We start from the raw sequence: 25,603 nt of genomic DNA, 5'->3' as shown, positions 1-25,603 counted from the left end.
TCCCGCTCACTCCTGGTTCGGATACGGAATCTCGAGTTCGTCCCCGTCGTCGGGAACCAGTGCGGTTCCGTCGAAGACCTCGCGCGCCTCCGCGAGGTGGCCGTCGGGATACCCCGCGTACCGCGAGGAAAGGTGAACCAGCGCCAGTCGTTCGACGCCGGCCCGAGAAGCGACCTCGGCCGCCTCTCGTGCCGTCGAGTGGGCCGTCTTCGCCGCGCGATCTGCCCCGTCCTCTGCGAACGTCGCATCGTGGATCAACAGGTCGGAATCCGCCGCGGCTTCGACCGTTGCCGCCGTCGGCCGCGTATCGCCGGTGTATACGATCGTCCGTCCCGGACGCGGATCACCGACGATCTGTTCCGGTTCGACGACGGTTCCGTCCTCGAGTTCGACCGGATTCCCCTCGTGGAGCGTCGAAAACTTCGGTCCCACTGGGACGCCGAGGTCCTCCGCGCGTTCGCGGTCGAACCGTCCTTTTCGGTCGTCCTCGACGAGTGCGTACCCCACGGAACGAGTGTCGTGATCGGTTTCGAACGCGCGAACCTCGTAGTCGTCGCCGCGGTGAGCAACGTCGCCGTCTTCAACCGCAGTGACGTGCAACGGAAACGAGAGGCGAGTACCGAGTGCGCCGATCAGCTCCCGGAGTTGCTGGCGCGTGCCATCCGGAGTGTAGATCGACAGCGGCCTCTCACGGTCGTTGAACGCCATCGTCTGGAGCAAGCCGGGAATCCCCAGGACGTGATCGCCGTGAAGATGCGTTACGAACAGATTCGAGATCGAAAATCCCGTCCCGAAACGCATCATCTGGCGCTGAGTTCCCTCGCCGGCGTCGAACAGCAGCCCCTCGCCGTCCCGAGCAACGAAGATCCCGCTCGGATTCCGGTCGGTCGTCGGAACCGCTCCCGCCGTTCCCAGAAACGTGACGCGAAGTGGCATCGGTATCGATGGAAGTTCGACGGGCCGTAGCTAAACCCGCTTCGAATCGGCTGAAGTGAGTCACCGACCGCCGGTCCGCGCCCACGCGAACCCGTCGGAGATCGTTCGTTCCCCTCCGAAAACCGTTTATTCTCGAGTAATGCTTGATTACCGGACGTATCGGTCGAGAACGATCGAAATACTGCGAACGGACGACGCGTTTTACGTCGCTCGAGCCCCTACCTACGATCGATACCACCCCCAAATGAGTACGAGATCGACGTTCGATACACTCAAGCGCATCGTCGGGATCCTGATCGCGATCGCGATCGTTCTGGCGGCAGGAATCATCGTCGGACAGGCACCCGCGATATTCGGCGTCGAACAGGATCTCGAGGCGTCTATCGAGTTCGAGGACCAACGAGGCGACGGGACGAACGTGACCATCGACGAGGTCTCCGTTTCCGACGGCGGATTCGTCGTCGTCACCGACGGCGGATCGGATCCGATCGCCGTCTCGGAGTACCTCGCAAGCGGCACCCACGAAAACGTCACCGTCGAGGTCGACGAGGACGACGAACCCGAGCTGATCGGTCAGTTGACCGCGACTGTACACCGCGACACCACGGACGACGAAACGTACGCCTACGAGGAGACGGACGGCCAGGAGGACCACCCCTACCAGGAAGCCGGCTTCCCGGTCAGTGACACCGCAACGGTGACGACGACGGGCGACGACGCGCTCACCGACTCCTTCCTGGTCGAATCGCTCGAGACCCCGACTCAGGCACTGACGAACGAAACCATCGAGATCACCGCCGAAATCCGCAATCCGACCGATCGCGAGACCCAACAGAGCATCGACTTCCGCGTCGGCGGGACGGTCATCGAACAGCAGGCGCTCGAACTCGACGGCGGCGAATCCCGCGAGGTAACCTTCGAGATCAACACCACCGGCGCCTCGCCGGGCGAACAGACGATCGGCGTCTATACGGACGGAGACGGTGCGATCGAGACGATCGAACTCGAGTTCCACACCGATCCTGCGGTGGACGTCGTCGACGCGGCGGACGAGAACGTCACGACAGAGGTCGCGATCCCCGCGGACGGCTTCGTCGCCGTCGAGGACAACGAGAGTCTGATCGGGACGAGCGAGGAACTCGGCCCCGGCGAACACGAGAACGTGACGGTCGCGCTCGAGGAATCCGTCGACGACGACGACGAACTCACAGCGGTTCTCTACGAGGGCGATCCGGAAGCACCCGACGAGGCGAGTGCGATCGAACACGACAACGAAACCGTCGAGGTCGAGTTCACCGTCGCGGACGTCCAGTCCGGGGCGAACGAGGAGGGAAGCGACGCCAGCGCGGCCGATACCGACGACGCTAACGCCGACGGAAGCGCCGACACCGAGTCGGACGAGTAGACGAGAGAGCGGTGTTCGAACGCGGGGGAGAGCCGGTTGCGCCGGCCGAGGAAAACGCTGCCCACGGATCGACCGATTCTTATCGATCCCATCCGTACGGACGCTCGATGGACGCGCCGCTGTGGACCGACACCCACGCCCCCGAGCTGGCCGAGTTGCCACAGGACGACGCCCGCGAGTACCTGACGAAGGCCGTCGAGGAGCCGATCAATCTCCTGTTGTACGGCCCGCCAGGAAGCGCCAAGACCGCGGCGGCTCGAGCGCTCGCTCGCGAGGCGCACGCCGACCCGGACAACGACCTGATCGAGATAAACGTCGCGGACTTCTTCGGACGAACGAAGACGGAGATCAAAAACGACCCGCGGTTCGAGCAGTTCCTCGTGGGTCGCTCGAGCCTCTCGAAGCGGGACATGATCAACCACGTCCTAAAGGAGTCCGCGAGTTACGCCTCCGTCTCGGGCGAGTACAAGACGATCGTGCTCGATAACGCAGAAGACGTTCGCGAGGACTTCCAGCAGGCGCTTCGCCGGATCATGGAACAACACCACCGGACGACCCAGTTTATCATCGCCACGCGCCAGCCGACGAAGCTCATCCCGCCGATCCGTTCGCGGTGTTTCCCCGTCTCGTTTCGGTCCCCGACGACCGCAGAGACGGTCACCGTTCTGGAGCGTATCGTCGAAGCGGAAGGGATCGAGTACGACGCCGACGGCCTCGAGTTCGTCGCGGGTTATGCGGACGGCAACCTCCGTGAAGCGATCCTGGCGACCCAGACGACCGTCGAAGACGAGGGCGAACTCACGATGCAGGCCGCCTACGAAACCATCGCCACGGTCGGTCTCGACGACGAGGTCGAATCGATGCTCGAGGACGCCGAAGCCGGCGAGTTCACGGACGCCCGCAAGACGCTCGATGCGTTGCTCGTCGACGAGGGATTAGACGGTGAGGAGGTCATCAACGAGATCCTCGAGATTGCCCGGAAACGGTATCAGGGAGCGAAGCTCGCTCGAGTGCATCGACTCGCAGCCGATGTCGAATTCGAGATGCACGAAGGCTCGAGCGACCGGATTCACGTCTCGCACCTCCTCGCGGAACTCGGCCGCCCGGCCTGATACGGTCTACTGTAAGTCGTTACCGGAGCGACCGCGAGCCGTCCTGCGGTCGCTCCGGTAAAAAGTCACAGCAAACCGTATGACCCCGTCGCTTTTTCTGATGGGACACGCAGTGCCCGCTATGCCAACCGTCACGGAAACGCGTATTCGAAACCGGTTTCGCGTCCAGCCGAACCACGCGAACAACAACGGCACGCTTCACGGCGGCAATCTGATGAAGTGGCTCGACGAGGTGGGCGCCATGTCGGCGCTACGCTTTGCCGGGGAAACCTGCGTCACGGCACAGGTAAACGAGTTGAACTTCGAACGACCGATCGGGATCGGAGATACGGCGCTCATCGAGTCCTACGTCTACGACGCCGGCCGAACGAGCGTCGACGTCGCGTTACAGGCCTGGCGCGAGGAACCCCGCACCGGAGAGACGGAGAGGACGACCGAATCCTCGTTCACGTTCGTCGCCATCGACGAAGACGACGGGCCGATTCCGGTTCCCGAACTCACCGTCGCGACCGACGACGGGGAGCGACTTCGACGGCGCGCGCTCGAGGCAGACTACTGATCGACCGGCGAGCTACGAAAGGATCAGCACGTACCGCGTCAACGATCGGTGGACGCGGCGTTCGAAGGCGGCCTCGAGTTCCCATCCGGCGTCTCTCGCCTCGCTCGCCCAGGAGCGATCCGCGACGACGACGGCGCGCGATGCCACCCGCCGAGCCTCCGCGAGCGCGCCCGCCACGAGGTCCTCGAGTCTGTGGGCGTCGATCTTCGACTGGCGGCCGTACGGCGCGTCGAAGACGACGCCGTCGACTGCCCCGTCCCGGAGCGGGAGTCTGGTTGCGTCCCCGCGGCCGACGTGCCATCCGCCCCGGTCGACGCCCGTGGGTGAGAGGGCGGGCGACTCGAGGAAGTGAGCCAGGTTCGCTCGTGCGCCGTCGACCATCTTCGCCTGTGCGTCGGTTCCGATCACGTCCGCGCCGACGAGACCCGCCTCGACGAGGATGCCGCCGGTGCCACACATCGGATCGAGAACGGTCCGATCGGGCTCTGCGCCCGCGACGTTCGCGACGGCCCGAGCGAGCAGCGGATCCATGCTTCCGGGCTGGAAGAACGGCTTGTCTGTCGGTGCGCGGGTTCCGAAGTCGCGGACGCTCTCGGTCTCGAGCCAGCCCAGCGCACAGATCGAGACGCGCTCGTCTCGCGGCCCGTCGGTTTCTCCGTCGCCGGTCGACTCGAGCGACGTGATGAGATCGCCCGTCGACTCGTCGACTGCGAGCGAACCGCCCTCGAGGCGTCCCGTCGAAAAGATCGCCCGAAGGAGGTGGTCGGGATCGTCGAGATCGACTCCGAATCCGCGGTCGACCAGCACCTGGCCGAGGTCGCGTTCGACGCGTTCGGTGTCGACCCCGCTCGAGCCGCGGACGTCCGTCGCTCGAACGGCGACGGTCCCGGTCCGTTCGAGCGGAGTCGCCTCGAGGAGCGCGCGGGCGCTCTCCCGTTCGGCGTCGGTCCGACCGAGGAGTGCGCTCGCCCGATGAGTGTAGGCGAGGCCCCGAACGCGCTCGGGGGCGACACCGCGGGCGGTCGCGACTCCGGGGGCGATCCGTCGAACGCCGGTCGCGGCACTGGCCGCCTCGCGCGCCGCGAACGGATCGTCCTCGCCGGCGAACTCGAGCAGGTACACTCAAATTGCTCGTCGCGGATCGAGTATGAGCCTACCGCTTCCCGAACCGATCGAACGCGGATACTGTCCGTACGAGGGCACGAACCGGACATATCAGGTGGCGGTACCAACCTTTATAAACCTTAAATACGTCTTTTTAAACGACTTATGACGGATCCGAAGGACACCATCAACATCGAAAACGTGGTGGCGTCGACCGGCATCGGACAGGAACTCGATCTCCAGAGCGTTGCGATGGATCTCGAAGGGGCCGACTACGACCCCGAACAGTTCCCCGGTCTCGTCTACCGAACACAGAATCCCAAATCCGCCGCACTGATCTTCCGGTCGGGGAAGATCGTCTGTACCGGGGCAAAGAGCACCGACGACGTCCACGAGAGTCTTCGTATCGTCTTCGACAAGCTTCGTGAACTCCAGATTCAGGTGAACGAGGACCCCGAAATCGTCGTCCAGAACATCGTCACCTCGGCCGACCTGGGGCGCAACCTCAACCTGAACGCGATCGCGATCGGACTCGGCCTCGAGAACATCGAGTACGAACCGGAGCAGTTCCCCGGCCTCGTCTACCGCCTCGACGAACCGGAGGTCGTCGCCCTGCTCTTTGGCTCCGGCAAACTCGTCATCACCGGCGGGAAAAAGCCCGAGGACGCCGAACACGCCGTCGACAAGATCGTCTCCCGACTCGAGGACCTCGGCCTGCTCGAGTAAGGCGCACTCTTTCCGTCGACCCGCTTGTAACCGCCACCAGCGGACGGCATCCGTCGGCCGTGTGAACCCGGTGCGGCGAGTGTACACGTTCAGTGCGTTCGAGACGAAGTGGCGTACTGAACGGTGATCTATTCATAAAATCACTCGTTAGATATAGGTTGTACTGAGGGGAATGCCACTATAGGAGTCAGCACCCCAACAGGATACAGGGGACACGCGTGGAAATGCCCCGAGTGCTAAGGACACTCGAGGCTGGGACTGTCTGCGTCACAGAAACCCCACAGCGTGGGTGGGTGAACAAACAGTTTATCAGCCAAACTCGAGAGTATCCGACAGGGTTGATACCACGTGACGATACTCGCTGCCATCGGCGAAGAACGCCATCCGAAAAAGGTACTCGAGACGTCCGCCGAACTCGCCGCCAGGTACGACAGTCGGCTCGTCGTCCTCCACGTTGTTCCGCGAGACGATTTCGAGACGCACAAGGAGTTGCTCGAGGGGAACAGCGAACTGGGCGGTTTCACGATCGACCAGGAGGCAAAGAGCGCCGCCGAATTCGTCCGTCTGGCCGTCGAAAACGTCCTCGGTGAGTTCGACGACGAATCGATCGAAGCGCGCGGCAGAGTCGGTGATCCCACCGAAGAGATACTCGCGGAAGCCGAACGAACTGATCCCGAATTCGTCGTAATCGGGAGACCACGGACGTCACAACTCGAGAAAGCCGTCTTCGGGAGCGTTCCACAGAACATCCTGGAAAACACGGATTACAACGTCGTGAGTACCGTCATCGGCAGTGACGGGTGAGAACTCGAGCGAAGCGGCAGTCGTCGGTGTGTAGTAGCGGTTGTCCTCGAGTGTGGACAGTCACGCTCGGTACGGATTCGCCGGGGTGTCGTTGACAGGCCTCGGAGCCGAAGGCTCCGATATGCAGCCGCTGTTGCTCGCCGCAGGGCTCGCCCTGCTCGGTATCGTCATCGTGGATCTGCTCTGGACGACGCTCTGGGTGGACGGCGGATCGGGGCCGCTTTCGTCCCGGCTCACGTCCTGGGTCTGGCGCGGGCTCCGTCGTGCCAGCGGAGACGACTCGCGGATACTCAGCCTGGCCGGTCCCCTGATTATGGGGCTCTCGCTGGCGATGTGGATCGGACTGCTCTGGCTCGGATGGACCCTGCTCTTTGCCGGCGGGTCGGTCGCGCTCGTCAGCGCACACACCGGCGAACCCGCGGACTGGATCGGTCGGTTCTACTACGTCGCCTACACGATGTTTACGAACGGAAACGGCGATTACACGCCAACGAGCGGGCGCTGGGAGATCGCCAGTTCGTTGACGACGGCGACCGGAATGGCCTTCGTCACGCTCGCCGTCTCCTACGTTCTCTCCGTGCTCGGGGCCGTCTCGCAAAAGCGCTCGTTCGCGAGCGACGTCACCGGCGTGGGCGAGCGCGGCGAAGCGTTCGTTCGAACCAGCTGGAGCGACGACGGAGACGTCTCTCGCGGTCTCGAACTGTCGCTCGAGTCGCTGTCGTCCCAGCTCTCGTTGCTCGCCCAGCAGCACAAATCGTACCCGATCTTGCACTACTACCACAGCGAGCAGAGCGCGGACGCCTCCGCGGTCGCCGTTCCGATTCTCGACGAGGCGCTGACGCTGTATCGTCACGGCCTTCCGGACGACGAGAAACCGGACCCGATGTTGCTCGAGGACGGCCGATCGAGCGTCGGAAGTTACCTGGAGACGCTCGAGACCGCGTTCATCGAACCCGCCGAAGAGGCACCTCCACCGTCCGATCTCGACCGCCTCCGCGAGGACGGAATACCGACGGTCTCGGACGGCGAGTTCGAAGGATCACTCGAGGAGTTACGCGAACGACGACGGAAGCTCCGGGGCGTTCTCGAGGCGGACGCCTGGGAGTGGCCGCCGGTCGACGACTGATCCGTATCAGAAAGCCCCCCGACAGAGGGCGGTAGAAGACGTGTTACTCGACCAGCCGTTCGATCTCCGTGACCAGCACGTCGCTCGCACCGGCCTGTTTGGCGTCGTTGATCGTCTCGAAGACGTCAGCTTCGTCGACGACAGCGTGGACGGCGACTTTCTCCCCGCCGTTCGCGATATCCATCACCGTCGGTCCGCCCATGCCGGGGATCACGTCGCGAACGTCAGAGAGGCGGTCCTCGGGAACGTTCATCATCAGATAGCGCTTTCCCTCGGCCTGTTTGACGGAGGCGAGCGCGGTTCGAACTTCCCTGACTTTCGGATCGTCGAGGACGTCCTCGCGGCCGAACAATCGGACGGAACTCGAGAGAACGTCCTCGACGACGGCGAGGCGGTTCATCTTCAGCGTCGTGCCCGTACTGGTAATGTCGACGATCGCGTCGGCCATCTCGACGTGGGGAGTCAACTCAGTCGCCCCCGTCACCTCGACGATATCGGGTTCGACGCCGGTTTCTGCGAAGAACTCCCGCGTAATGTTCGGAAACTCGGTCGCAACGGTTTTGCCCGCGAGGTCCGCGACCGTCTCGATGGCCCCGTCTTCCGGCGCTGCTAGCACGAGACGACAGCGACCGAACTCGAGATCGAGTAGTTCCGAGACGGTGTCGACGCGCGCTTCGTGTACCTGATCGAGACCGGTGATTCCCAGATCGGCCGCGCCGTCCGCGACGTACTCGGGAACGTCCGCGGCGCGGGCGAACAGCACGGAGATATCGGGGTCGACGGTGTCGGCGTAGAGCTTGCGGTCGGCTCCGTTCTCGAGATGGAGCCCCGCCCGCTCGAGAAGGTCGATCGTCGGCTCGTGCAGGCGGCCCTTGTTGGGAACGGCGATTCGCATCGATCGAACCTTGGCGACGATACGGGAACTGTCTTTCCTTCTTCGCCTAGGCTGTGAGTGCGTCTCGCATCCACACGATCGGTCGAAGCGGGGCGAAGACGTAGTCCTCGTGTGGATCCCAGTTCGTGAACGCCAGACTGTTGGAGACGACCGAGACGCTCGAGGCGGCCATCGCCAGCCCCGCAAGCGCGGGGTTCAACAGCCCGATGGAGGCGATCGGGATCAACGTGGCGTTGTAGGCGAACGCCCAGAAGAGGTTCTGGCGGACCTTCGAGATGGTCGCGTCAGCGACCCGCATCGCCTTTAGTACGTCGGCGGGGTCGTCGCGCATGAGCGTGATGTCGGCGCTCTCGATGGCGACGTCGGTCCCGGAGCCGATCGCGACGCCGACGTGAGCGGTCGTCAGTGCGGGCGCGTCGTTGACGCCGTCACCGACCATAACCGCCCGGTCCCCGTCCGTCTGGATCGACTCGATCTCGTCGGCTTTGTCCTCCGGCAGGACCTCGGCGTGGACGTTCTCGGGCTCGATCCCGAGTCGGTCGCCAACGGCTCGGCCCGTCCGCTCGTTGTCGCCGGTGAGCATCAACACCTCGTAGCTACGGCCCTGCAGTGCAGCGATCGTCTCTTTGGCGCTCTCGCGTACGGTATCCGCGTTTGCGACGACGCCCAGCAACTCTCCGTCGAGTGCGACCACCATCGCTGTCTTCCCCTCGCGCTCGAGTCGCTCCATCGTCCCCTCGACCGGCGACGGATCGATCCCGTTGTCGGTCATGAGCTTGCGGTTCCCGACGAGGGCCTCGCCAGCGGAGAGCGTCGCCCGGATACCGTGACCGGGAACGTTCTCGAACCCGGCGGGGTCCTCCAGCTCGAGGCCGCGTTCGTCGGCACCCTCGACGATCGCCCGTGCGAGGGGGTGTTCGGAGCCGGATTCGGCGCTCGCAGCGACCGAGAGCAAGAACTCCTCGTCGACTGTCGGGGTCTCCGCTGTCGTCTCGAGGCGACCGCCGTCCGCGGTCGGCGTCTCGCCTCCGCCATCGGACGCGACCGCAGCGTCGACCGTCACCGCGTCCGTCAACCGCATGTCGCCGTGGGTCAACGTCCCCGTCTTGTCGAAGACGACGACATCGATGCCGCGCGCCTGCTCCAGAACGTCTCCGCCCTTGTAGAGGACGCCGTTTTTCGCGCTGATGGTCGAGCCGACCATCGTCGCCATCGGCGTCGCCAGCCCCAGCGCGCAGGGACAGGCGATCAAGATTGCGGAGGCGAACACGACGATCGAGAACTCGACGACCGGGATGCCACCCGCTTCGAGGCCGATCGGACCGCCACCGACGGGCTCGAGCAGCGGAATCCACACCCCGAGCGTCGAGGAGACGTCGAAGAGGAACTCGGGGGACTGCCACCAGACGACCGCCCAGAACGCCGCGTTGACGATCACCGCCGGAACGAAGTAGGCGCTGACCCGGTCGACCAGCCGCTGGACGTCCGGCTGGCGGGCCTGTGCCTCCTTGACCCGGTCGACGATCTGCTGGATCGCCGTCTCCTCCCCGACGTGAGTCGCCTCGACGTGGAGGACGCCGTTCTCGTTGATCGTCGAGCCGACTACCTCGTCGCCCTCGCGCTTTTCGACCGGCACTGACTCGCCGGTGACCATCGACTCGTCGACCGCGCTCTCGCCGTCGACGACGACGCCGTCGGTCGGAATCTGCTCGCCCGGTCGCACCTTCATCACGTCTCCTGGCTCGACGTCATCGAGCGGGACGACGACCTCTTCACCCTCCCGAACGATCGTGGCCTCGTCGGCCTGCATCTCGAGCAGCTCCCGGAGCGCAGCGCTCGCGCGGGCTTTCGAGCGGGCCTCGAGCCAGACACCCAGGTAGATGAACCAGAGAATAAACGCCACGGCTTCGTAGTAGAGCCCGCCCGTGACCGCTTCGACCATCACGCTCGTACTGTAGAGATAGCCCGCACCGGTGCCGATCGCGACGAGCGTGTCCATGTTCGCCTGCCGGTTGTTGACCAGTGCCCTGTACGCACCCTCGAGGAAGTGTCGTCCGAGGGTCGCCATCAGCGCGGTCGCGAGAACGAACTCGTACCAGCCGGTGTCGATCCCCAGAACCGTTTCGGGCAGGAGACCGGGAACGAACATGTCGACCATCACCAGCACAAACGGGGCGGTGAGAAGTCCGCCGATGACGGTCCACCTGCGTTTCGTTCGGAGGTCGCGCTCGACGGCGCGCTCGCGGTCTCCGGTCAGTTCCCGCCCGTCCTCGTCGACGCGACGCTCGGGTTCGTAGCCGGCGTCCTCGATCGCGTCGTAGATATCGACGAGCGACGTATCGTGCGGGTTGAACGCGACGGTTCCTTCCTCAGTTGCGTAGTTGACCGACGCCGAGAGCACGCCCGGTACGTCCTCGAGTGCGCGCTCCGTGGTCTCCGCGCAGGTCGAACACGACAGTCCCGCGATCTCGACGGTCGTCGTCGTCCGTTCGGGCTCGTAGCCGGCGTCCTCGATGGCCGCGTAGACGTCGCTGAGTGACGCACGCTCCGGATCGTAGGCGACGGCCCCCTCGTTCGTCGCGAAATTGACGTCGACGGACTGAACTCCCTCGAGATCGGAAACGGCGGTCTCGACCGTCCCGGAACACGTCGTACAGGACATCCCCGAGATCGACAGCGTAGACTTCACAGTGTGATCACCACGTAACTAGTACGAGGGGATCCCGTTTCAAGCGGTTTGCCCTTTCCAAGCCAAACTCTGTGGCGATCTAGACGGACGTTTCCAAAGGCTTCGCTCCACTACACTTTCGAAAGAGAAGTCGTCGCTGCCGCGGGCGGCGCGCGGGCTCTCCAGTCGAGTCGGGCTCGGTTCGTTCGGTAACCCGGCGCTCGAGTATCAGTGGCTCTTTGATACCGGACTGCGGTGGTTCGATCGTGTTCGGACTCGAGGCGGGTCCCGTCGCGACGGGCGTCGTGCTGGCGACGTTCGCGCTGTTGTTCGTCAGGCGGATCGGTCGGTATCCGGTCTCCCGATCGGTCACGGCAGCGACCGGTACGGTCGTCCTCCTCGCGCTCGGAATCGTCTCGCCCCAGCGCGCGCTCGAGGCGATGAGCGTCCAGACGCTCCTGTTGCTGTTCGGCATGCTCGTCCACGTCACGGCGCTCGCCCAGTCGGGGTTCTACGAGTGGACGGCGACGCAACTGGTCACCGCGGCCAGGACGCCCCGACGGCTCACGCTCGGTGCGCTCGCCCTCTCGGCGCTCCTCAGTTCCCTCGCACTCAACGACGCGACCGTCCTGTTGCTCACGCCGGTTCTCGTCGTCGCGGCCGAACGCGGCGGAACCGATCCCGTTCCGCCGGTCCTCGCCGTCGTCTTCGGTGCCAATATCGGAAGCGTCGCGACGCCGCTCGGGAACCCACAGAACGCGTTCATCCTCGCTGAAAGCGACCTGACGACGCTCGAGTTCATCGCCGCGCTCGCACCCGTGGCGGTCGTCTGTCTGCTGATCGCGGGCGCGTTCTTGCTTCCGAAGACGGAACGCGGACGGATCCTGGAGACACCGGTCTCGAGCGACGTGGTCCGGTCGGGAACGGACGAGGGCGGGTTCGACCGGGCCTGGGCGGCCACCAGCGTCGCGTTCGTCCTCGGAACCTTCGTCCTGTTGGTCGCCCTCCCGGACGTCGGCGTCGGGACGATCGCGGCTTCGACGGCCATCGTTCATCTCGCCTGGCTGCAGGGCTTTCGGCGCGTGGCGGGAGACGACGTGTTCGCTGACGTCGACTGGAGCGTGCTCGTTCTCTTCGGCGGTCTGTTCGCGCTGGTCGCCGGACTCGACGGAACCGCTCTGCTCGAGGCCGTCGAAGCGGTCAGCGGCGGAAGCCAGCTTGCGATCGCTACGTTCGGCCTCTCGAATCTCGTGAGCAACGTTCCGGCGGTCGTTCTCCTCGCAGCAGCGATTCCGGAGGCGGCCACCGCGGACTGGCTGATGCTCGCCGCGGTGAGTACGCTCGCCGGAAACGCCACGCCGATCGCCTCCGCCGCCACGCTGCTCACGCTCGAGGCCGCGGCGGACATGGAGGTACGGGTTCCTCTCAGGGAACTGCTGGTGCTCGGTATCCCTCTCTCGATCGTTACCTCGGTGATCGCGGTCGGCATGCTCTCGGTGATGGTGGGGTAAAGCGGCGCGAACGGAACTGCTCTCGCGACCCAGTCGAAGGATCGACGTTCCGTCTCAGAACGCTTTTGGCTCGAGCGGTCCGACTTTCTCGCATGTGGCCGCCAGACTCTCCGTTGCTCGCGCTCGCCGGTCTCGCGATAACGGTCGCCGTCTTCGCGGTGGTCTACTGGGACGCGACGCGTATCGAGATGGGGCGACCGCTGCTGTGGGCTTCGATCACGGCGAGCACCTGCGCGGTCGGCGTGGGGCTCTACGTCTTCGTTCCGACCGCACCGCTAACCGGCGTTCTCCTGACCGCCAATACCGGTCCCGTTCTCTACGGCTTCGAGCGCGAGGTGACGACCGAAACGGACGAACCAGCCGAACCGGGAACGCTTCCACACCAAAAGTAAGGCTCCGAACGGGCAACACCACACACCTTTTGTTCGCCGCCGTCCAAGCGACGCCATCATGAGCGACTCCGCCGATTCCGGCGCACAAGCGGCCTCCGACGGCCACCAGGACGGGGGCAAACGGAACGACGGCGACGGAAGCGACGACGGCGACGGCGGTCCGGCACAGGTCTCGAGTCCGGACTATCACAGCGAGAACCATACGGCGGCACAGACCTGCGGCTGGACCGCAAACGCCCTTCGCGGGGAGGGAAAGTGCTATAAAAACATCTACTACGGGATCGAATCCCACCGTTGCATCCAGATGACGCCGGTCGTCCGGTGTAACGAGCGTTGCGTCTTTTGCTGGCGCGACCACAAGGGCCACGCCTACGAGATGGACGACGTCGAATGGGACGACCCCGAGGCCGTCGTCGATGCCTCTATCACCCTCCAGAAGAAGTTGCTCTCGGGTTTCGGCGGCAACGACGAGGTGCCACGGGAGGTCTTCGACCAGGCGATGGAGCCCCGTCACGTCGCGATTTCTCTCGACGGCGAGCCGAGTCTCTATCCCTACCTGCCGGAACTGATCGAGGCGTTCCACGACCGGGAGATCACCACCTTTCTCGTCTCCAACGGCACCCGACCCGAGATGCTCCGCGAGTGTGATCCCACGCAACTGTACGTCAGCGTCGACGCCCCCGAGCGCCACACGTTCGATCAGGTGGTCAAGGCGATGGAGGACGACGCCTGGGAGCGACTGCTCGAGACGATGGACGTCCTCGCGGAGAAAGACGACACTCGGACGGTCCTCAGAACGACCCTCGTCGACGGCGAGAACATGCACCACCCCGACTGGTACGCCGGCTTCTACCAGCAGGCCGATCCCGACTTCGTCGAACTGAAAGCCTACATGCACGTGGGCCACTCTCGAGGGCGACTGGACCGATCCTCGATGCCGACCCACGAGGAGGTTATCGAGTTCGCAGAGTCAATCAAAGAGTACATGCCCGCGTTCACCGAGTGTATGGGCGTTCCCGCCTCTCGCGTCGCCTTGCTGTCGAAGACCCGAGATACGTGGGTTCCCAAACTCGAGAAAGACAGCGAGTTCTGGGCTCGCGATCCCGTCACGGGAGACTGATCCGGACGGCGTCGACGCACCCGGACGTGGCCATCCTGTGGTCGGTACGACGCAGAGTTCGATTCCGGTCTGGACGCGTAATTTTCGTCGACAGTGCCGCCCCATCCGCGATGGCAACAACGTTTACAATCCAGTTCGTTCGAGTAGTGAGGGTGACACTGCGGTCGCACATCGAAGACGTCGGAAGCGTCGATCACGCACTCGCCGTCATCGACACGGACGTGGCGGATCCGCTCACCGCGCTGCTGGCGGAGACGTTCGACTGGGAGGGAATCGAGGTCGAGACCGAAGTAACGGACGGGGAGTCGTCGTATCTCGAGGGGGAGACGGACGCGGTTGCGCTGCTCGAGGATGGTGCGCTGGTCGCGACGTCGACGATGACCGAACTGTACGAGTCGATTCTGGCGATCAACTCCGATCTGTTCGTCACCGGGAGCCGCACGTTCGGTGAGATCGACGTCCCGGACGTTCTCGAGGGACTCGATGATTCTCGACTGCGGCTACGCGGATACCCGCTCGCGGATAAGGAGAAGCTCGTGTTGATCCTCGTCTCGCGATACATCGAGCAGCTGGCGTGGTCGAGTCGAAGCGGAACGCTCCGCTCGTCGTTCCAGCATCTGTCGCGCCTGAACGACGAGGTTGGAACCAACGAGGTGTATGCGAGACTCGAGGAAACGAACGTCGACGTTCACGTCTATGGATTTCGGGGGTCGACCGATCTCGACGTCACGGCGCATCTCGGTTCGACCACCGAACACCGCGACGGCTGGTTCGTCATCTACGATCCGGACGATCCCTCGAGCGACGATGCAGCGGCGCTCGTCTGTCTCGAAGTCGAACCACGGGTCTGGGACGGCTTCTTTACGTTCGATGCTGCCCGTACCGCCGCCCTCGAAGAGTACATCGCAGCCGAACTGTGAGTCGTTTCGAGATCACGCTCCGAGGGAATCACCTCGGGCGTCCGTCCAGCCACCGCGGGGTCGAACCCGACCATCCGACGGTGACCTTTCTCGAGAGATTCAGCGAATGAGCCCGCCACCGGTGCCTTTTTGGTCTCGCCACCGAAGGTCTCGGTAGCGACCCGACGCCCACGACTCCATCACAATTACGTTACGCTTTCCACATTCGATACGCTTTTGAGTGGCTACACCCAATCCGGAGGTATGTCAGTACTCGCGGACAGCGCCGTCGGCTACGACGAGCTTGCGGTTCTCAAGCTTCTCGCACTCGAGGGAGGGCTCGAGGGCGACGTGAAAATCTCGTGTTCCGACCTCGCGGATCGCCTCGAGGCCTCGAATCAGACCGCCTCCCGCAGACTCCAGCGACTCGAGAGCGCGACCCTGCTCGAGCGAGACACCGTCAGCGACGGACAGTGGGTCGAAGTGACCGACGCCGGAGAGCGAGCGCTCCACGCCGAGTACGAGGATTACCGACGGATCTTCGAGGCGGACGCCGAGGTCGATCTGGAGGGAACCGTCACCAGCGGGATGGGCGAAGGAAGACATTACATCTCGCTTTCGGGATACAAGCGACAGTTCGAGGACCGCCTGGGATACGAACCGTTTCCCGGCACGCTGAACGTCGACCTGCGTGAGGACAGCGTTCGCCGTCGCGGCGCGCTCACGTCGCTCGAGCCGATCCCGATCGACGGCTGGGAGGACGACGAGCGCACCTACGGACCGGCGGTCTGTCACCGCGCGACGGTGGAAACGGTCGACGGCGATTCCTACGAGGAATCACACATCATCGCCCCCGAACGAACGCACCACGACGACGATCAACTCGAGATCATCGCCCCCGTGAAACTCCGCGATGAACTCGGTCTCGAGGACGACGACCACGTCATCGTCTCGGTCGGTGATCGACGATGACGAGTCGGCGCGGAGAGACGCGGACGGCCGCGGACGGTGGGACGGACACGACTGCCTCGACGGACGCCGACGGGCGAGCGGAACCGACGGAGACGAACGCGCGGGCGTCGACGGCCGCCCAGCGATCGGTCGAGGATGCAATAGAGGCCCTCCGGGCGGGCGAGCCGGTTCTCGTCCACGACGCGGCCGACCGCGAAGGCGAGACGGATATCATCTACCACGCCGACGCGGTCACACCCGAGGCTGTCGCCCGAATGCGAAACGACGCTGGCGGACTGATCTGTGCCGCGTTAGGGTACGAGGTCGCGGAGGCGTTCGATCTCCCGTTTTATACGGAGGAGATCGACCACGCCGCAACGCGCGATCACGATCTCGGCTACGACGAACGGTCGTCGTTCTCACTGACGGTCAACCATCGCGACACCTACACGGGGATCACGGACAACGACCGATCCAAGACCATTCAGGCGCTGGGCGAGGCTGCTTCGACGCCGTCGGCCGTCGACTTCGCCGACGAGTTTCGAACTCCCGGCCACGTACACGTGCTGAAAGCGGCCCCCGACCTGCTCGCACAGCGTGAAGGACACACCGAACTCGGCGTCGCCCTCGCGGAGGCCGCGGACCTCTCGCCGGCCGTCGTCGTCTGTGAGATGCTCGACGACGACACCGGGAACGCACGGACTCCAGCCGACGCCCGAAGCTACGCCGATCGACACGACGTTACTTATCTCGAGGGCGGACACGTACTCGAGCAACTGGGTTGAGACTCGACTGGATACGCGTCACTCGTGTTTCGAGCCGGATCTCGTCGTCGTGGGTCCGCTTCGATAGACCGCATACAGCACGAGCGCAGCGATCGTCACGTCGGCACCGTGTTCGACGAGGTGATGAACCGTCATCGGAACCAGGCCGAACACCGTCCCGAGCCCGACGAGTGACCGAGCGACGAGCAATCCGAGGACGAGCGTGATCAGGAGATATCGCCTCGTTCGTCGCCTCGAGTACGCGACGATACCACACCCAAAGAGGATCGTCGTCCCGATCGCTGCGAGGACGATCACGGCGAGCAAGACGGGGGCGAGTTGTGGGTCCAGCCACCCGATTTCGAACGGATTCGTGTGGTTCATCGCCGCTACCCTACCTCGAACCGTAACCGACGTATGTGCTTCGGTCGTCGATCTCGAGGACGAAGTCGCTGTCCCACGCGACGACAGGAGTGACGAACGCGATCAAACTGGACCGGCGGAACAGTGAACCGAGACGGGACGACGCGCCGTTATGGTGCCGCATCGGCGGCGACCGGTGCGAGCGAGCCGGATTCGTCGGTGTCGTCCTCTTCGTCGGTCGAGCCGTCGAGCGAATCTGGCACGTCCGAGTCATCGTCTTCTGAGTCGGTTTCGTTCGAGTCGTCGCCGTCCGTCTCGTCGGGGGCTTCCTCGGTATCCTCGAACGAGACTTCCTCGAGGGTTACCTCGACTTCCTCTCCGTGGACGACTGCGGTCTCAGGAACGTCCGTCTCGTCTTCGTACGCCTCGAAGCCGTCACCGTCCGCTGCGGGTGCGGTCACGGTCACGGTAAACTCTTCGGTCGCCTCGACGGCGCTGTCGGTGTAGCCGTCGTCGACGCCGAGCTCGTCGTTGGTGGCGTACGGAACCGTGAGCTCGAACTCGCCGTTCTCGTCGAGTTCGCCCTGCTGGACGTAGTCGAACGTGCCGCGGTCGACGCCGGAGTCGAGTTCGACGGCGGCGGTCACCGTAGCGTCCTCGTGATCGGAGACGTCGGCCGATCCGGTGATCGTCGCGCCCTCGACGCGCTCGTAGGTCTTGACCGCGGACCCTTCGCGCTCACCGATCATTTCGATGTCGAGGTGGTCGTACTGTGGGTGTTGCTGAATCAACATGATCTCCTGTTGAGTTTGTTGGTCCATCATGCGGTTGAGGAAGACCTGATGGTTGCCGTTTTCGTCCATCAACACCTGATCGGTTTCGGCGTCGACGATGGCGTAACTGACGAAGCCGGCTGTCCGTTCGTCGTTCTCGTGGACGAGACGGTAGTTCTCCATTCCGACGGCGTCGTCGAAGTAGAGCTGCGAAAGCGTCGTATTGTCGTAGGGAACGTCGCTGAACCGATCTGCGACGTCGTCTCTGTCGATCTGCTCACCCGACTGGACGTCCTCCGGTGTCGTGTAATAGTCGTAATCGGGACCCGACCACGTCGAGATTGCCGCGAACTTGCCGCCGGCCATCTGATCGTCGATCATCACGTACCGAATCTCCTCGTCGGAGTCGCCGTCAGCGACCATCGACTCGAGTTGCTCGTCCGTCCGGTCGGCGGGGGACTCGTCCGCGGCGATGGCGTCGAGGATCAGCTCAGAGCGCTCCTCGGATTCCGCGGTGAAGAACGCAGACGACGAACTCGCGCCCGACTGGAACGGGTTCGAGTGGGGCATCCGTTCACCCTGAACCGTGATCAGGTGACCGTAGTCCCACCACGAGATCACGCCGTAGCTCCCCTCTGGATAGTCGTAGTTCCCGTCTTCGGGTGCCTCGTAGGTACCATAGGGCTCGAGTTCGTCGGCTCTGTCCGCACCGCCCCAGTTACCGGGTTCGGGCGTGTTCTCCGCGAGCCACTGGTTCGACGGCTGCCACAGATCGGACGAGCTGTGTGGTGCCGCTGCACCGCCGCGGTCTACCGCGGTCGTCCCCGCCGCCGCCACGTACGGCAAGAACGGGGCGAACAGCAGCAAGACGACCATGAGCAGGACGATGAGCTGATACGCTTCGACCTGTCGGATCGAGTCGATGCCGTCAGAGAGGCTGACGTCGAAATCGAGGAATCGAAGCGTTTCGGCGACGACGACGGCGTTGACGACCGCAACGGCGAGCACCAGATAGTACGAGAAGCGAATCTGGGTGGCGGCCATGCTCGTCAGGAACAGCGCCCAGACGATGACGAGCGTGTACTCCGTCCGGTACTCTCGTCCGAGGAACGGACGGGCGACCAACAGCGCCAGCCCGACGAGCATCGTATAGAACGTCGCACGGAACTCGTGGAAGATGTGTGCCGTGAAGTCTCCAGGGGGCTGTGCCTCCTGGATGGTGAGGTCGGTCGCCGTCTCTCCGAACGGAATTACACGGCGGGTTACGTTATCGAAGATCGTACTGAACAGACTCGGCAGGACGAGCCACATCACCAGGAACGTCGCGCCGATCAGCCCGAAGATGGCTGCGGGATAGTAGTGGCGGTCGAGATCGTATCCGTCCCACTGGCGGGCGAACCAGGCCATAAACACACAGCCTGCGGCGACGAGGGCGGCACTCACCGGCTGCAGGTAGCCGAAACTCGTCGTACTCGTACTTCCGGGTTGTTCGATCAGCAGTGTCGTTACGACGGCCGTTATGGCGAGGCTGACGGCACCGACGAACGCGACGTGATCCGGCGAGACGTCCCGGACGTAATCGAGACAGAGCTGAACGGTGAAGAAGGCTGCGAGTATTCCGACGAGGACGATACCAGGGGGCCACACCCAGATATATAACGAGAGGGCGATCCCCGCGAGGGCGCTGTAGACGGTCGGCGTTCGTAGTGCGTCCCAGTCGCCGTCGGCGACGAGTTCGTAGATCGGCCGTTCGCGCTCTGCGACGCGGAGGGCGACCATCATCGCGAGGATGGCGATCGCCATGAACAGCACCTCGGCGACGTGATGTTGAAGCTGTCCGGTAGTGGTTCTCGTGAGGAACTGTCCCGGTGCGAGCGCGAGGATCAGGACGGATGCGATCCCGCCGATCGTCCCGCCGAGTCGACGCCCCATCAAAAAGACCGGGATCGCGACGAGCGCCGCCATCGCCGGAACGGCGAGCAGGGAGACGGTATAAAGGGTTTCGGGCGAGGGATCACCGAGTCCGACGATCATCGCCACCGTGACGATGATCTGATCGAACAGCGTGCCGAACTGGCCGACGTAGCGGCCGGTCGGAAAACTCGTCCAGATCTCGTACGGCATCGTTCGGGGGTAGTTCTCCGCAGTCCAGCGCACCGTCCGCCAGTGATACCACGAGTCGACGGCCGCAAGCGACGGTATCCCGTCTTCCATACCGAAACGGTCGTACGATTGCGTGCGTACCCAGAACATAAACAGCATCACGACCCCGAGAATGGGGACGTGATACCACTCTCTCCACGTCTCGAGGAGCGAGGCCGAAGACTCGGTCTCCTCACCGACGCGGTCGGTGTCCGTACTCATTAGGTTGGATCAGTGCCAAACAGTGAATAAGCCTTGTCATCTACGTGCGGTGTTTTCATATCCGGGTGCGGTTGCTGCTGGGCAGACTGGACGACAGGGGGGACTGAACGACGGGACGAACTGGACGACGGAGAACCGATCGCGGTGGGTGATCGGTCGACGCAGGCAACGTGACCGCTACGACCCGTTTCTGTGCGGGTCGTCGGGTCTGGCCGCGGCTGTGGCGGTTCGCTCGGTCAATCCGATGAGATAGACGTCCAGCAGACAGACCAGCAATACGGCGAGCGGAACGGCGACGTCGACGTAGTTGACCGACTCGAGTTGCAACGCGGAGACGACGAACGGCTGGCCGGGTTCGAACGCGCCGGTGAGGGTTCGCGCGCTCAAAAACCCGAGCGCGAGAACGTAGAGGGCGAACCACATCGCGCCGCGTTTCCACTCTCCGAGATAGCAGTGGCCGATTCCGGCGCCGAGTGCCGTCAGCGGATAGGCCAGCCAGGTCGGTCGAGTACGGTCAGTCATCGATCTCGAGTACGTTCTCGAAGGGAATCCGTGTTGCCCTTTCGAGACGGGAGAGAATCGGCTGGTTCTGTGCCGAAGATACTGATGCGGATCGGTTCAGCTCACGGAGTCGATCGAGCGATGTCCGCGCGGACGCGAGATGTTGCTCGAGTGAGGATGACGCAGCTAGCCTGTCGCCCTCTCCGTTCGGCCGATCGCCGTCGTCGGTGAGACGAGCGGTGTCGTCGGTCACGCGTTCACGTCCGTCCGTCGGTTCAGTGGAGGTGGATCCAGCAAGAATCTCGACGGCCACTCGCTGTGACCGTTCGATCGAGAGGGGATGTCTGTGGCAGGCGGCGGTCAGTTCGCGACCGTAGCGCTCGAACGCGGCCCGTGTCTCGTCCGACGTGCCCGCAGCCGTCGTCCCGAGCGCAGCAGCCGTTTCCGAGAGCGTCTCGAACGGCGTTCCGTCGTGTTCGACGCCGCCGGCCGATTCGTTCGCGACTCGAGCGAGGAACTGGGTCGAGATCGCTGTCGATCCGTCGGTCGCGATTCGATACAGTTCGAGCAATCGTCGTCGAGTGAGGGGCGTTTCCGCGATCGATTCGTACGCCTTCGCGTGGAGGAAATCGCTGGCCAAAACGGCAGTATCACGCATCGCCTCCCGATCGTATCGCTCGGTTTCCAACAGCTCACGGCGAACAACGACGTACCCTTCGAGCGACCTGATGGCGTCGACGACCGGCGCGGTGGATCGGTGGCTCTTCGGGTGGGGGCGATCTGACTCCAGTCGCAGTTCCGTTCCGAGCCGACAGAGGGCGACCGGGATGGAGCGGTCGTCCGTCGGGATGGCGTCCGATGCGATCGTCCGGACTGACGGAGAGAGGTTCGAAAACGATCGTCTGGTGGACCCGGATTCGTCGCGTGTCGTGGTGTGTTCGCTCATAGTGGTCGTGCGGGGACGAAAGATCGATTACGAACCCCCACCTCCTGTTTCGTCGGGGGTTTCGGCATCGGTCGGCGTGCTATCGGGTGATTCGAGTCGGGGTTCGAGATCCAGGCGATCGCCAACCGCTCGCGGGTGTGGAAACGCGACTCCCTCTGCGAGGAGTTCGTCGAAAATACCGTCGACGACAGCCGAACGAACCGTATCGAGGTACTCGTCGCGTCCGAGGGTGAGCTGGCGGATCCGAGAACCGTCGATCGCCGCGATCACCAGCGCAGCAGTCCCTTCGCGGTCGTGCTCGACGAACTGGCCGGCGTCGATACCGTCCTCGAGAATTTCCTCGAGCGTCGCCCGAAGCCGATCGTCGCTCTTGCGGAGTTGCCTTCGGTAGCGGTCGTTGTAGGGTGCCTGCGCCCGGAGCTCGAGCATTGCAGTGTGGAACGACTGGTGTTCGCTCTCGTTCGATCCGTAGAGATACCAGTCGACGAACGCCGCCAGTCGTTCGACCGGCGAGAGGACCTCCGTCGCTGCGATACGCTCGTCGAATAGTTCGAGCAGGTACTCGAGGAAGTCGGCAATGAGGTCTTCCTTTGCGTCGTAGTGATAGAAGAGAAGCGACTTGCTCTTGTCCGTTCGGTCAGCGATATCCTGTGCCGTAAGCTCCGTGTAGCCGAGATCGCACAACGCCTCGTAGGTCGCGGTCATGATCGCGTCCCTGACGTTCGGATCGGTCACTACTGACCAATTGGTCAGGTACCGATAAAAGGCGTTTCGCTTCGATCACCTGTCATACGGATATCTGCGAACGCTGAACTGATGGTAGTGGCCGAACGCAACGTCGAGCGATCCGATCCACCAGTTCCATCGCGCTGCAGGCGTGCCCTCGCGCGCGTCCGAAAGCTCCTCGATGACGACGTCGTTCGTGAGTGGCGACCCGACGTCGTCGACGTACAGACACGAGTCTGCGAGGTCGACGGCCTGTCGAACGACCACGCGCGACTCGGAACTCCCGCCGCCGAACTCCTCCCTGAGACGGCTTTCGAGGCGGTCCGGTTCGATGAACACATCTATCGATGGGACGCCGGACTACTTGACTGTTCGACGGTCGATCAAGCGAGCGCTCATCCGTGTGGGCTCGATCGACTCTGTATCGATGTTCTTTTGAGCGACGCCCGTCTCCCGTCGAGTATGGCAAGTTTCACTGTCGTCGTTGGCGACCCAGATACCGGGTCGTCCTACCAGTTGGAGGCCGAAGAACAGGACGCGAACCGATTTATCGGTCGATCGATCGGTGAGGAAGTCGACGGAAGCGCAGTCGGACTCGACGGCTATACGCTCGAGATCACCGGTGGCTCCGACGACGCCGGCCGTCCACTCAGCGGTGACGTCGGCGGTGCAAACCTGGGCGAAGTCCTGATGGAGGGGCGCCAGACCGGATATCACCCGTCCCGCGACGGCGAACGCCGACGAGTGACGGTTCGCGGCCGCGAAGTCTCCGATTCCGTTGCACAGATCAACGCCGCGATCTCGGCCCGAGGGAGTACCGACGTTAGCGAACTGCTCGGCCTCGACTCCGACGGTGACGCGGATGCCGACGCCGACGCGGATGCCGACGCCGACGCGGATGCCGACGCCGACGCGGATGCCGACGCCGACGAATAACTGAATTCTCACACCCGATGGCAGACAGAATTTCGAGCGACCACCCCTCGGTACAGACGGTTCGATCGACGTGCACGGAGACGACCACCGGCGTCGCACTGGTGATTTCGGCGGCCGATCGTGATGCGTTTTCGATCGACGACGTCGTCCGGTTCGTACTCGATCGCGACCAGCGATTCGCTCGAGCGGAACGAGCGCTCACCGGGGACGAACTCACGATCCGCGGCGTCTACGAGACGCCCCAGGGAGCACGTGATCCGGGTGATGAGACGGACCGTCTCGAGCAGTGGGCTGTCGAGGCCGGTATCCAACCTGGTGGCTCGGTGCTAATCGACGTCGTCGAACCGGGCTTTCTCTACGGCCTTCGAAAACCGGGCAAAACGGCGTATTACGACGCCTACGAACCTCCGAGCGACAGCCTGAGCGAAATCGCACGGAACCTCGACGATCGCTAACGATCGGCCGATCAGGCTCGGGTGAGAAAGAGATACAACAGCAAGCCGAACGTCAGGTGCTGGATCATCGACTCTTCGATAGCGGCCGTGACGTGTTCTTCGTCAGCGATCGAATACTCCTTGGTTCGAACCTTCGCGTGCATCGATAGCACGTCGTCGGCTTTGAGTTCGTGCAACAACGGATAGACAGTCCCGGGACTGAGTTGCGTGTCGAAGAACCGAGCCAGATCCGAGATCAACTCCTCTCCGTGAGTCTCCTCGTGAAGAGTGATGAGCATGAGTAACACCTCATCGAGGTTCTCTTTGATGATTGCCTCGTCGAACTGGGTCGTTTCGGCCGGGATCGTTTCGGTGACCTCTGCGAGTAGTCCGAGGAGTTCGCGTTCGATCCCGCCCTCGTCGGTCGAAGTATCGGCGCTATCGAGGGAGTGCGATTCCGACGTCCCGTCCGTAGCCGCCCTCGAAAGTTCCTCGAGTACGGATTCCGTGCTGATTGCATCCTCATGCATTGACGATCACTGCTGGGGGTTTCGTGAGGGGAAGCGAGATCGTACCGTCGACCCACGCTGAAGACGAATGCGAGGGGCTTTCCGACTCACGACTACTGGATTTCTGGGACTGCCGTATATTAAACAACAGGGTGCCAACCAAATTGAAAGTCGATAAATAAAGTCAAGTGATGTGATATAATAATGTGTCGCCGGTTACAAATACCCGATAGGGGCACTATCTGGATTGTTAGTCGATGAGTTAGTTCTTTTTCGAGTTTCATCTCTCCATTTGTTTTCTTTCTCAGCGGACCGGTCCATAAATATAAGCGTTCTGGCCACCGACGCAACCGAGGCGCCCGATAGCTGTACTCGACGGGGGAGAACGCAGGGTATCGATCGTCCGGGTTCCGATTCGCTCGAATCACGACGACTTTCAGCTCCCGGTCGAGAGCGACCGACGGTCTTTTTCGCCCTCGAACAACAGGTTCGAACATGACCACTCGACGCGAGGCGTTTCTGGCCGGCGACCGGCTCGAGGACGTCGCGTTGTTTCTCGCCGACTCGTACGTGACCGACGACCGTCTCGAGGAGTTCGGTGAGCGCATCAACGACGGCGTGTTGATCGTCGTCGACGGCGAACGCGGGAGAAGCGCGTTTCGGGCGGCGACCGGAACCGACGCGATGGAGTTCGCACAGTCAGCGATGGGACTCGAAGGCGAGATCGATGGTGATCTCACGGACGGCCACTGCCCCGAAACGGCGGATACCGACGAAACGCACGACGTGCAGTTCGTCTTCGCGTTCGCTGAGGAACGAAACGAAGACGTCGGGGGAATCTACGCCGATGGCGACGTCGTACATGCGTACGCACGCTGTGGCTGCGGGACAGCGTACTCGGACCGGTGGAACGTTGTCGAACCGTGATCCCGTCCGGAAACGCAACTACGTCCGCGCGCCGGCCCCCGTACCGAGGTAACGTCGAGCGACGAATCAACGGCGTCCGGCATCACGTCCACGAGGGGGACATCGCCGATCAGACGTATTGGCAAGTGTTTTCGAACACCGGAGCGATGCAA

Annotated in this window: 25 protein-coding genes and 1 pseudogene; 15 read left to right on the top strand and 11 right to left on the bottom strand. The window is 63.3% G+C overall.

Going from position 1 to position 25,603, the window contains the following annotated elements; translation table 11 throughout:
• Positions 1-6: 6 nt before the first annotated feature.
• On the bottom strand, positions 7-936 hold the full coding sequence (rnz, locus tag EA462_RS00625; RefSeq protein WP_124176644.1) for a ribonuclease Z: 930 nt from the start codon (positions 934-936) through the stop codon (positions 7-9).
• A 244-nt stretch (positions 937-1,180) separates the two neighbouring features.
• Between rnz and EA462_RS00620 the strand changes: the two genes are divergently transcribed.
• The 3 genes from EA462_RS00620 (at position 1,181) to EA462_RS00610 (ending at position 4,012) form a co-directional block, all read left to right on the top strand.
• A complete protein-coding gene (locus tag EA462_RS00620) occupies positions 1,181-2,341 on the top strand; it encodes a DUF7282 domain-containing protein (RefSeq protein ID WP_124176643.1) in 1,161 nt (386 codons plus the stop codon).
• A 107-nt stretch (positions 2,342-2,448) separates the two neighbouring features.
• Positions 2,449-3,453, top strand: a complete 1,005-nt coding sequence (locus tag EA462_RS00615; protein ID WP_124177170.1) for an AAA family ATPase — start codon at positions 2,449-2,451, stop codon at positions 3,451-3,453.
• Between the two features lie 121 nt (positions 3,454-3,574).
• Complete coding sequence (locus EA462_RS00610) at positions 3,575-4,012, top strand: acyl-CoA thioesterase (protein ID WP_124176642.1); 438 nt, start codon at positions 3,575-3,577, stop codon at positions 4,010-4,012.
• A 12-nt stretch (positions 4,013-4,024) separates the two neighbouring features.
• On the opposite strand, the gene EA462_RS00605 is transcribed toward EA462_RS00610, so the two are convergent.
• Positions 4,025-5,134, bottom strand: a complete 1,110-nt coding sequence (locus EA462_RS00605; protein ID WP_124176641.1) for a methyltransferase domain-containing protein — start codon at positions 5,132-5,134, stop codon at positions 4,025-4,027.
• 147 nt (positions 5,135-5,281) lie between these two features.
• Here EA462_RS00605 and EA462_RS00600 point away from each other — a divergent pair, with 147 nt between their 5' ends.
• The 3 genes from EA462_RS00600 to EA462_RS00590 all read left to right on the top strand — a co-directional run bounded on the left by EA462_RS00600 (position 5,282) and on the right by EA462_RS00590 (position 7,772).
• Positions 5,282-5,842 (top strand): TATA-box-binding protein, encoded by a 561-nt coding sequence (locus EA462_RS00600; RefSeq protein ID WP_006671604.1) that lies wholly within the window; start codon positions 5,282-5,284, stop codon positions 5,840-5,842.
• A gap of 348 nt (positions 5,843-6,190) precedes the next feature.
• The gene (locus EA462_RS00595; protein WP_124176640.1) at positions 6,191-6,646 is read left to right on the top strand and encodes a universal stress protein; all 456 of its coding nucleotides are present in this window, start codon (positions 6,191-6,193) and stop codon (positions 6,644-6,646) included.
• 121 nt (positions 6,647-6,767) lie between these two features.
• The gene (locus tag EA462_RS00590) at positions 6,768-7,772 is read left to right on the top strand and encodes a potassium channel family protein (protein WP_124177169.1); all 1,005 of its coding nucleotides are present in this window, start codon (positions 6,768-6,770) and stop codon (positions 7,770-7,772) included.
• 43 nt (positions 7,773-7,815) lie between these two features.
• Here EA462_RS00590 and hisG read toward each other — a convergent pair whose 3' ends face one another.
• Positions 7,816-8,667, bottom strand: coding sequence for an ATP phosphoribosyltransferase (gene hisG / locus EA462_RS00585; RefSeq protein WP_124176639.1), 852 nt, complete (start codon positions 8,665-8,667; stop codon positions 7,816-7,818).
• 46 nt (positions 8,668-8,713) lie between these two features.
• The gene (locus EA462_RS00580; RefSeq protein WP_279386997.1) at positions 8,714-11,356 is read right to left on the bottom strand and encodes a heavy metal translocating P-type ATPase; all 2,643 of its coding nucleotides are present in this window, start codon (positions 11,354-11,356) and stop codon (positions 8,714-8,716) included.
• Positions 11,357-11,601: 245 nt separating this feature from the next.
• Between EA462_RS00580 and EA462_RS00575 the strand changes: the two genes are divergently transcribed.
• From EA462_RS00575 to ribB, 6 genes are all read left to right on the top strand, one after another.
• The gene (locus tag EA462_RS00575; RefSeq protein ID WP_124176638.1) at positions 11,602-12,846 is read left to right on the top strand and encodes an SLC13 family permease; all 1,245 of its coding nucleotides are present in this window, start codon (positions 11,602-11,604) and stop codon (positions 12,844-12,846) included.
• Between the two features lie 92 nt (positions 12,847-12,938).
• A complete protein-coding gene (locus tag EA462_RS00570) occupies positions 12,939-13,238 on the top strand; it encodes a hypothetical protein (protein ID WP_124176637.1) in 300 nt (99 codons plus the stop codon).
• Between the two features lie 58 nt (positions 13,239-13,296).
• Positions 13,297-14,358: a 4-demethylwyosine synthase TYW1 gene (twy1, locus tag EA462_RS00565; protein WP_124176636.1), complete on the top strand. Its 1,062-nt coding sequence runs from the start codon at positions 13,297-13,299 to the stop codon at positions 14,356-14,358.
• A 152-nt stretch (positions 14,359-14,510) separates the two neighbouring features.
• Complete coding sequence (locus EA462_RS00560; RefSeq protein ID WP_124176635.1) at positions 14,511-15,278, top strand: histidine kinase; 768 nt, start codon at positions 14,511-14,513, stop codon at positions 15,276-15,278.
• 243 nt (positions 15,279-15,521) lie between these two features.
• Positions 15,522-16,229: a DUF120 domain-containing protein gene (locus tag EA462_RS00555; protein ID WP_124176634.1), complete on the top strand. Its 708-nt coding sequence runs from the start codon at positions 15,522-15,524 to the stop codon at positions 16,227-16,229.
• Positions 16,226-16,993, top strand: coding sequence for a 3,4-dihydroxy-2-butanone-4-phosphate synthase (gene ribB / locus EA462_RS00550; RefSeq protein ID WP_124176633.1), 768 nt, complete (start codon positions 16,226-16,228; stop codon positions 16,991-16,993). The genes EA462_RS00555 and ribB overlap by 4 nt, the downstream gene beginning before the upstream one ends.
• Positions 16,994-17,011: 18 nt before the next feature.
• Here the strand turns inward: ribB and EA462_RS00545 are convergent, their stop codons facing one another.
• The 6 genes from EA462_RS00545 to EA462_RS00520 form a co-directional block, all read right to left on the bottom strand.
• Positions 17,012-17,356 carry a DUF7471 family protein gene (locus EA462_RS00545; protein WP_124176632.1) on the bottom strand — a complete coding sequence of 115 codons (345 nt, stop codon included), beginning with the start codon at positions 17,354-17,356 and terminating at the stop codon, positions 17,012-17,014.
• Positions 17,357-17,505: 149 nt separating this feature from the next.
• Positions 17,506-20,472, bottom strand: a complete 2,967-nt coding sequence (locus EA462_RS00540; protein ID WP_124176631.1) for an oligosaccharyl transferase, archaeosortase A system-associated — start codon at positions 20,470-20,472, stop codon at positions 17,506-17,508.
• A 177-nt stretch (positions 20,473-20,649) separates the two neighbouring features.
• On the bottom strand, positions 20,650-20,994 hold the full coding sequence (locus tag EA462_RS00535; RefSeq protein ID WP_124176630.1) for a hypothetical protein: 345 nt from the start codon (positions 20,992-20,994) through the stop codon (positions 20,650-20,652).
• On the bottom strand, positions 20,987-21,919 hold the full coding sequence (locus EA462_RS00530; RefSeq protein WP_124176629.1) for a hypothetical protein: 933 nt from the start codon (positions 21,917-21,919) through the stop codon (positions 20,987-20,989). The genes EA462_RS00535 and EA462_RS00530 overlap by 8 nt, the downstream gene beginning before the upstream one ends.
• Positions 21,920-21,946: 27 nt before the next feature.
• On the bottom strand, positions 21,947-22,654 hold the full coding sequence (locus EA462_RS00525) for a TetR/AcrR family transcriptional regulator (RefSeq protein ID WP_124176628.1): 708 nt from the start codon (positions 22,652-22,654) through the stop codon (positions 21,947-21,949).
• Between the two features lie 45 nt (positions 22,655-22,699).
• Positions 22,700-22,984: a hypothetical protein gene (locus EA462_RS00520; RefSeq protein WP_124176627.1), complete on the bottom strand. Its 285-nt coding sequence runs from the start codon at positions 22,982-22,984 to the stop codon at positions 22,700-22,702.
• A 123-nt stretch (positions 22,985-23,107) separates the two neighbouring features.
• Here EA462_RS00520 and EA462_RS00515 point away from each other — a divergent pair.
• Positions 23,108-23,503, top strand: a pseudogene (locus tag EA462_RS00515) (30S ribosomal protein S6e); the annotation flags it as partial.
• 95 nt (positions 23,504-23,598) lie between these two features.
• Positions 23,599-24,036, top strand: coding sequence for a DUF7112 family protein (locus tag EA462_RS00510; RefSeq protein WP_124176625.1), 438 nt, complete (start codon positions 23,599-23,601; stop codon positions 24,034-24,036).
• A gap of 11 nt (positions 24,037-24,047) precedes the next feature.
• Here EA462_RS00510 and EA462_RS00505 read toward each other — a convergent pair whose 3' ends face one another.
• A complete protein-coding gene (locus EA462_RS00505) occupies positions 24,048-24,545 on the bottom strand; it encodes a helix-turn-helix transcriptional regulator (RefSeq protein ID WP_124176624.1) in 498 nt (165 codons plus the stop codon).
• A 474-nt stretch (positions 24,546-25,019) separates the two neighbouring features.
• Here EA462_RS00505 and EA462_RS00500 point away from each other — a divergent pair, with 474 nt between their 5' ends.
• Entirely contained in the window at positions 25,020-25,451 is a 432-nt protein-coding gene (locus tag EA462_RS00500; RefSeq protein ID WP_124176623.1) for a DUF5807 family protein, read from the top strand.
• The last annotated feature ends 152 nt before the right edge of the window (positions 25,452-25,603 follow it).

It is taken from the genome of Natrarchaeobius halalkaliphilus (genome assembly GCF_003841485.1).
Classification (GTDB): domain Archaea; phylum Halobacteriota; class Halobacteria; order Halobacteriales; family Natrialbaceae; genus Natrarchaeobius; species Natrarchaeobius halalkaliphilus.
Note: the sequence above shows the minus strand (reverse complement) of the source record. Positions and strands in the feature narration are given on the sequence as shown.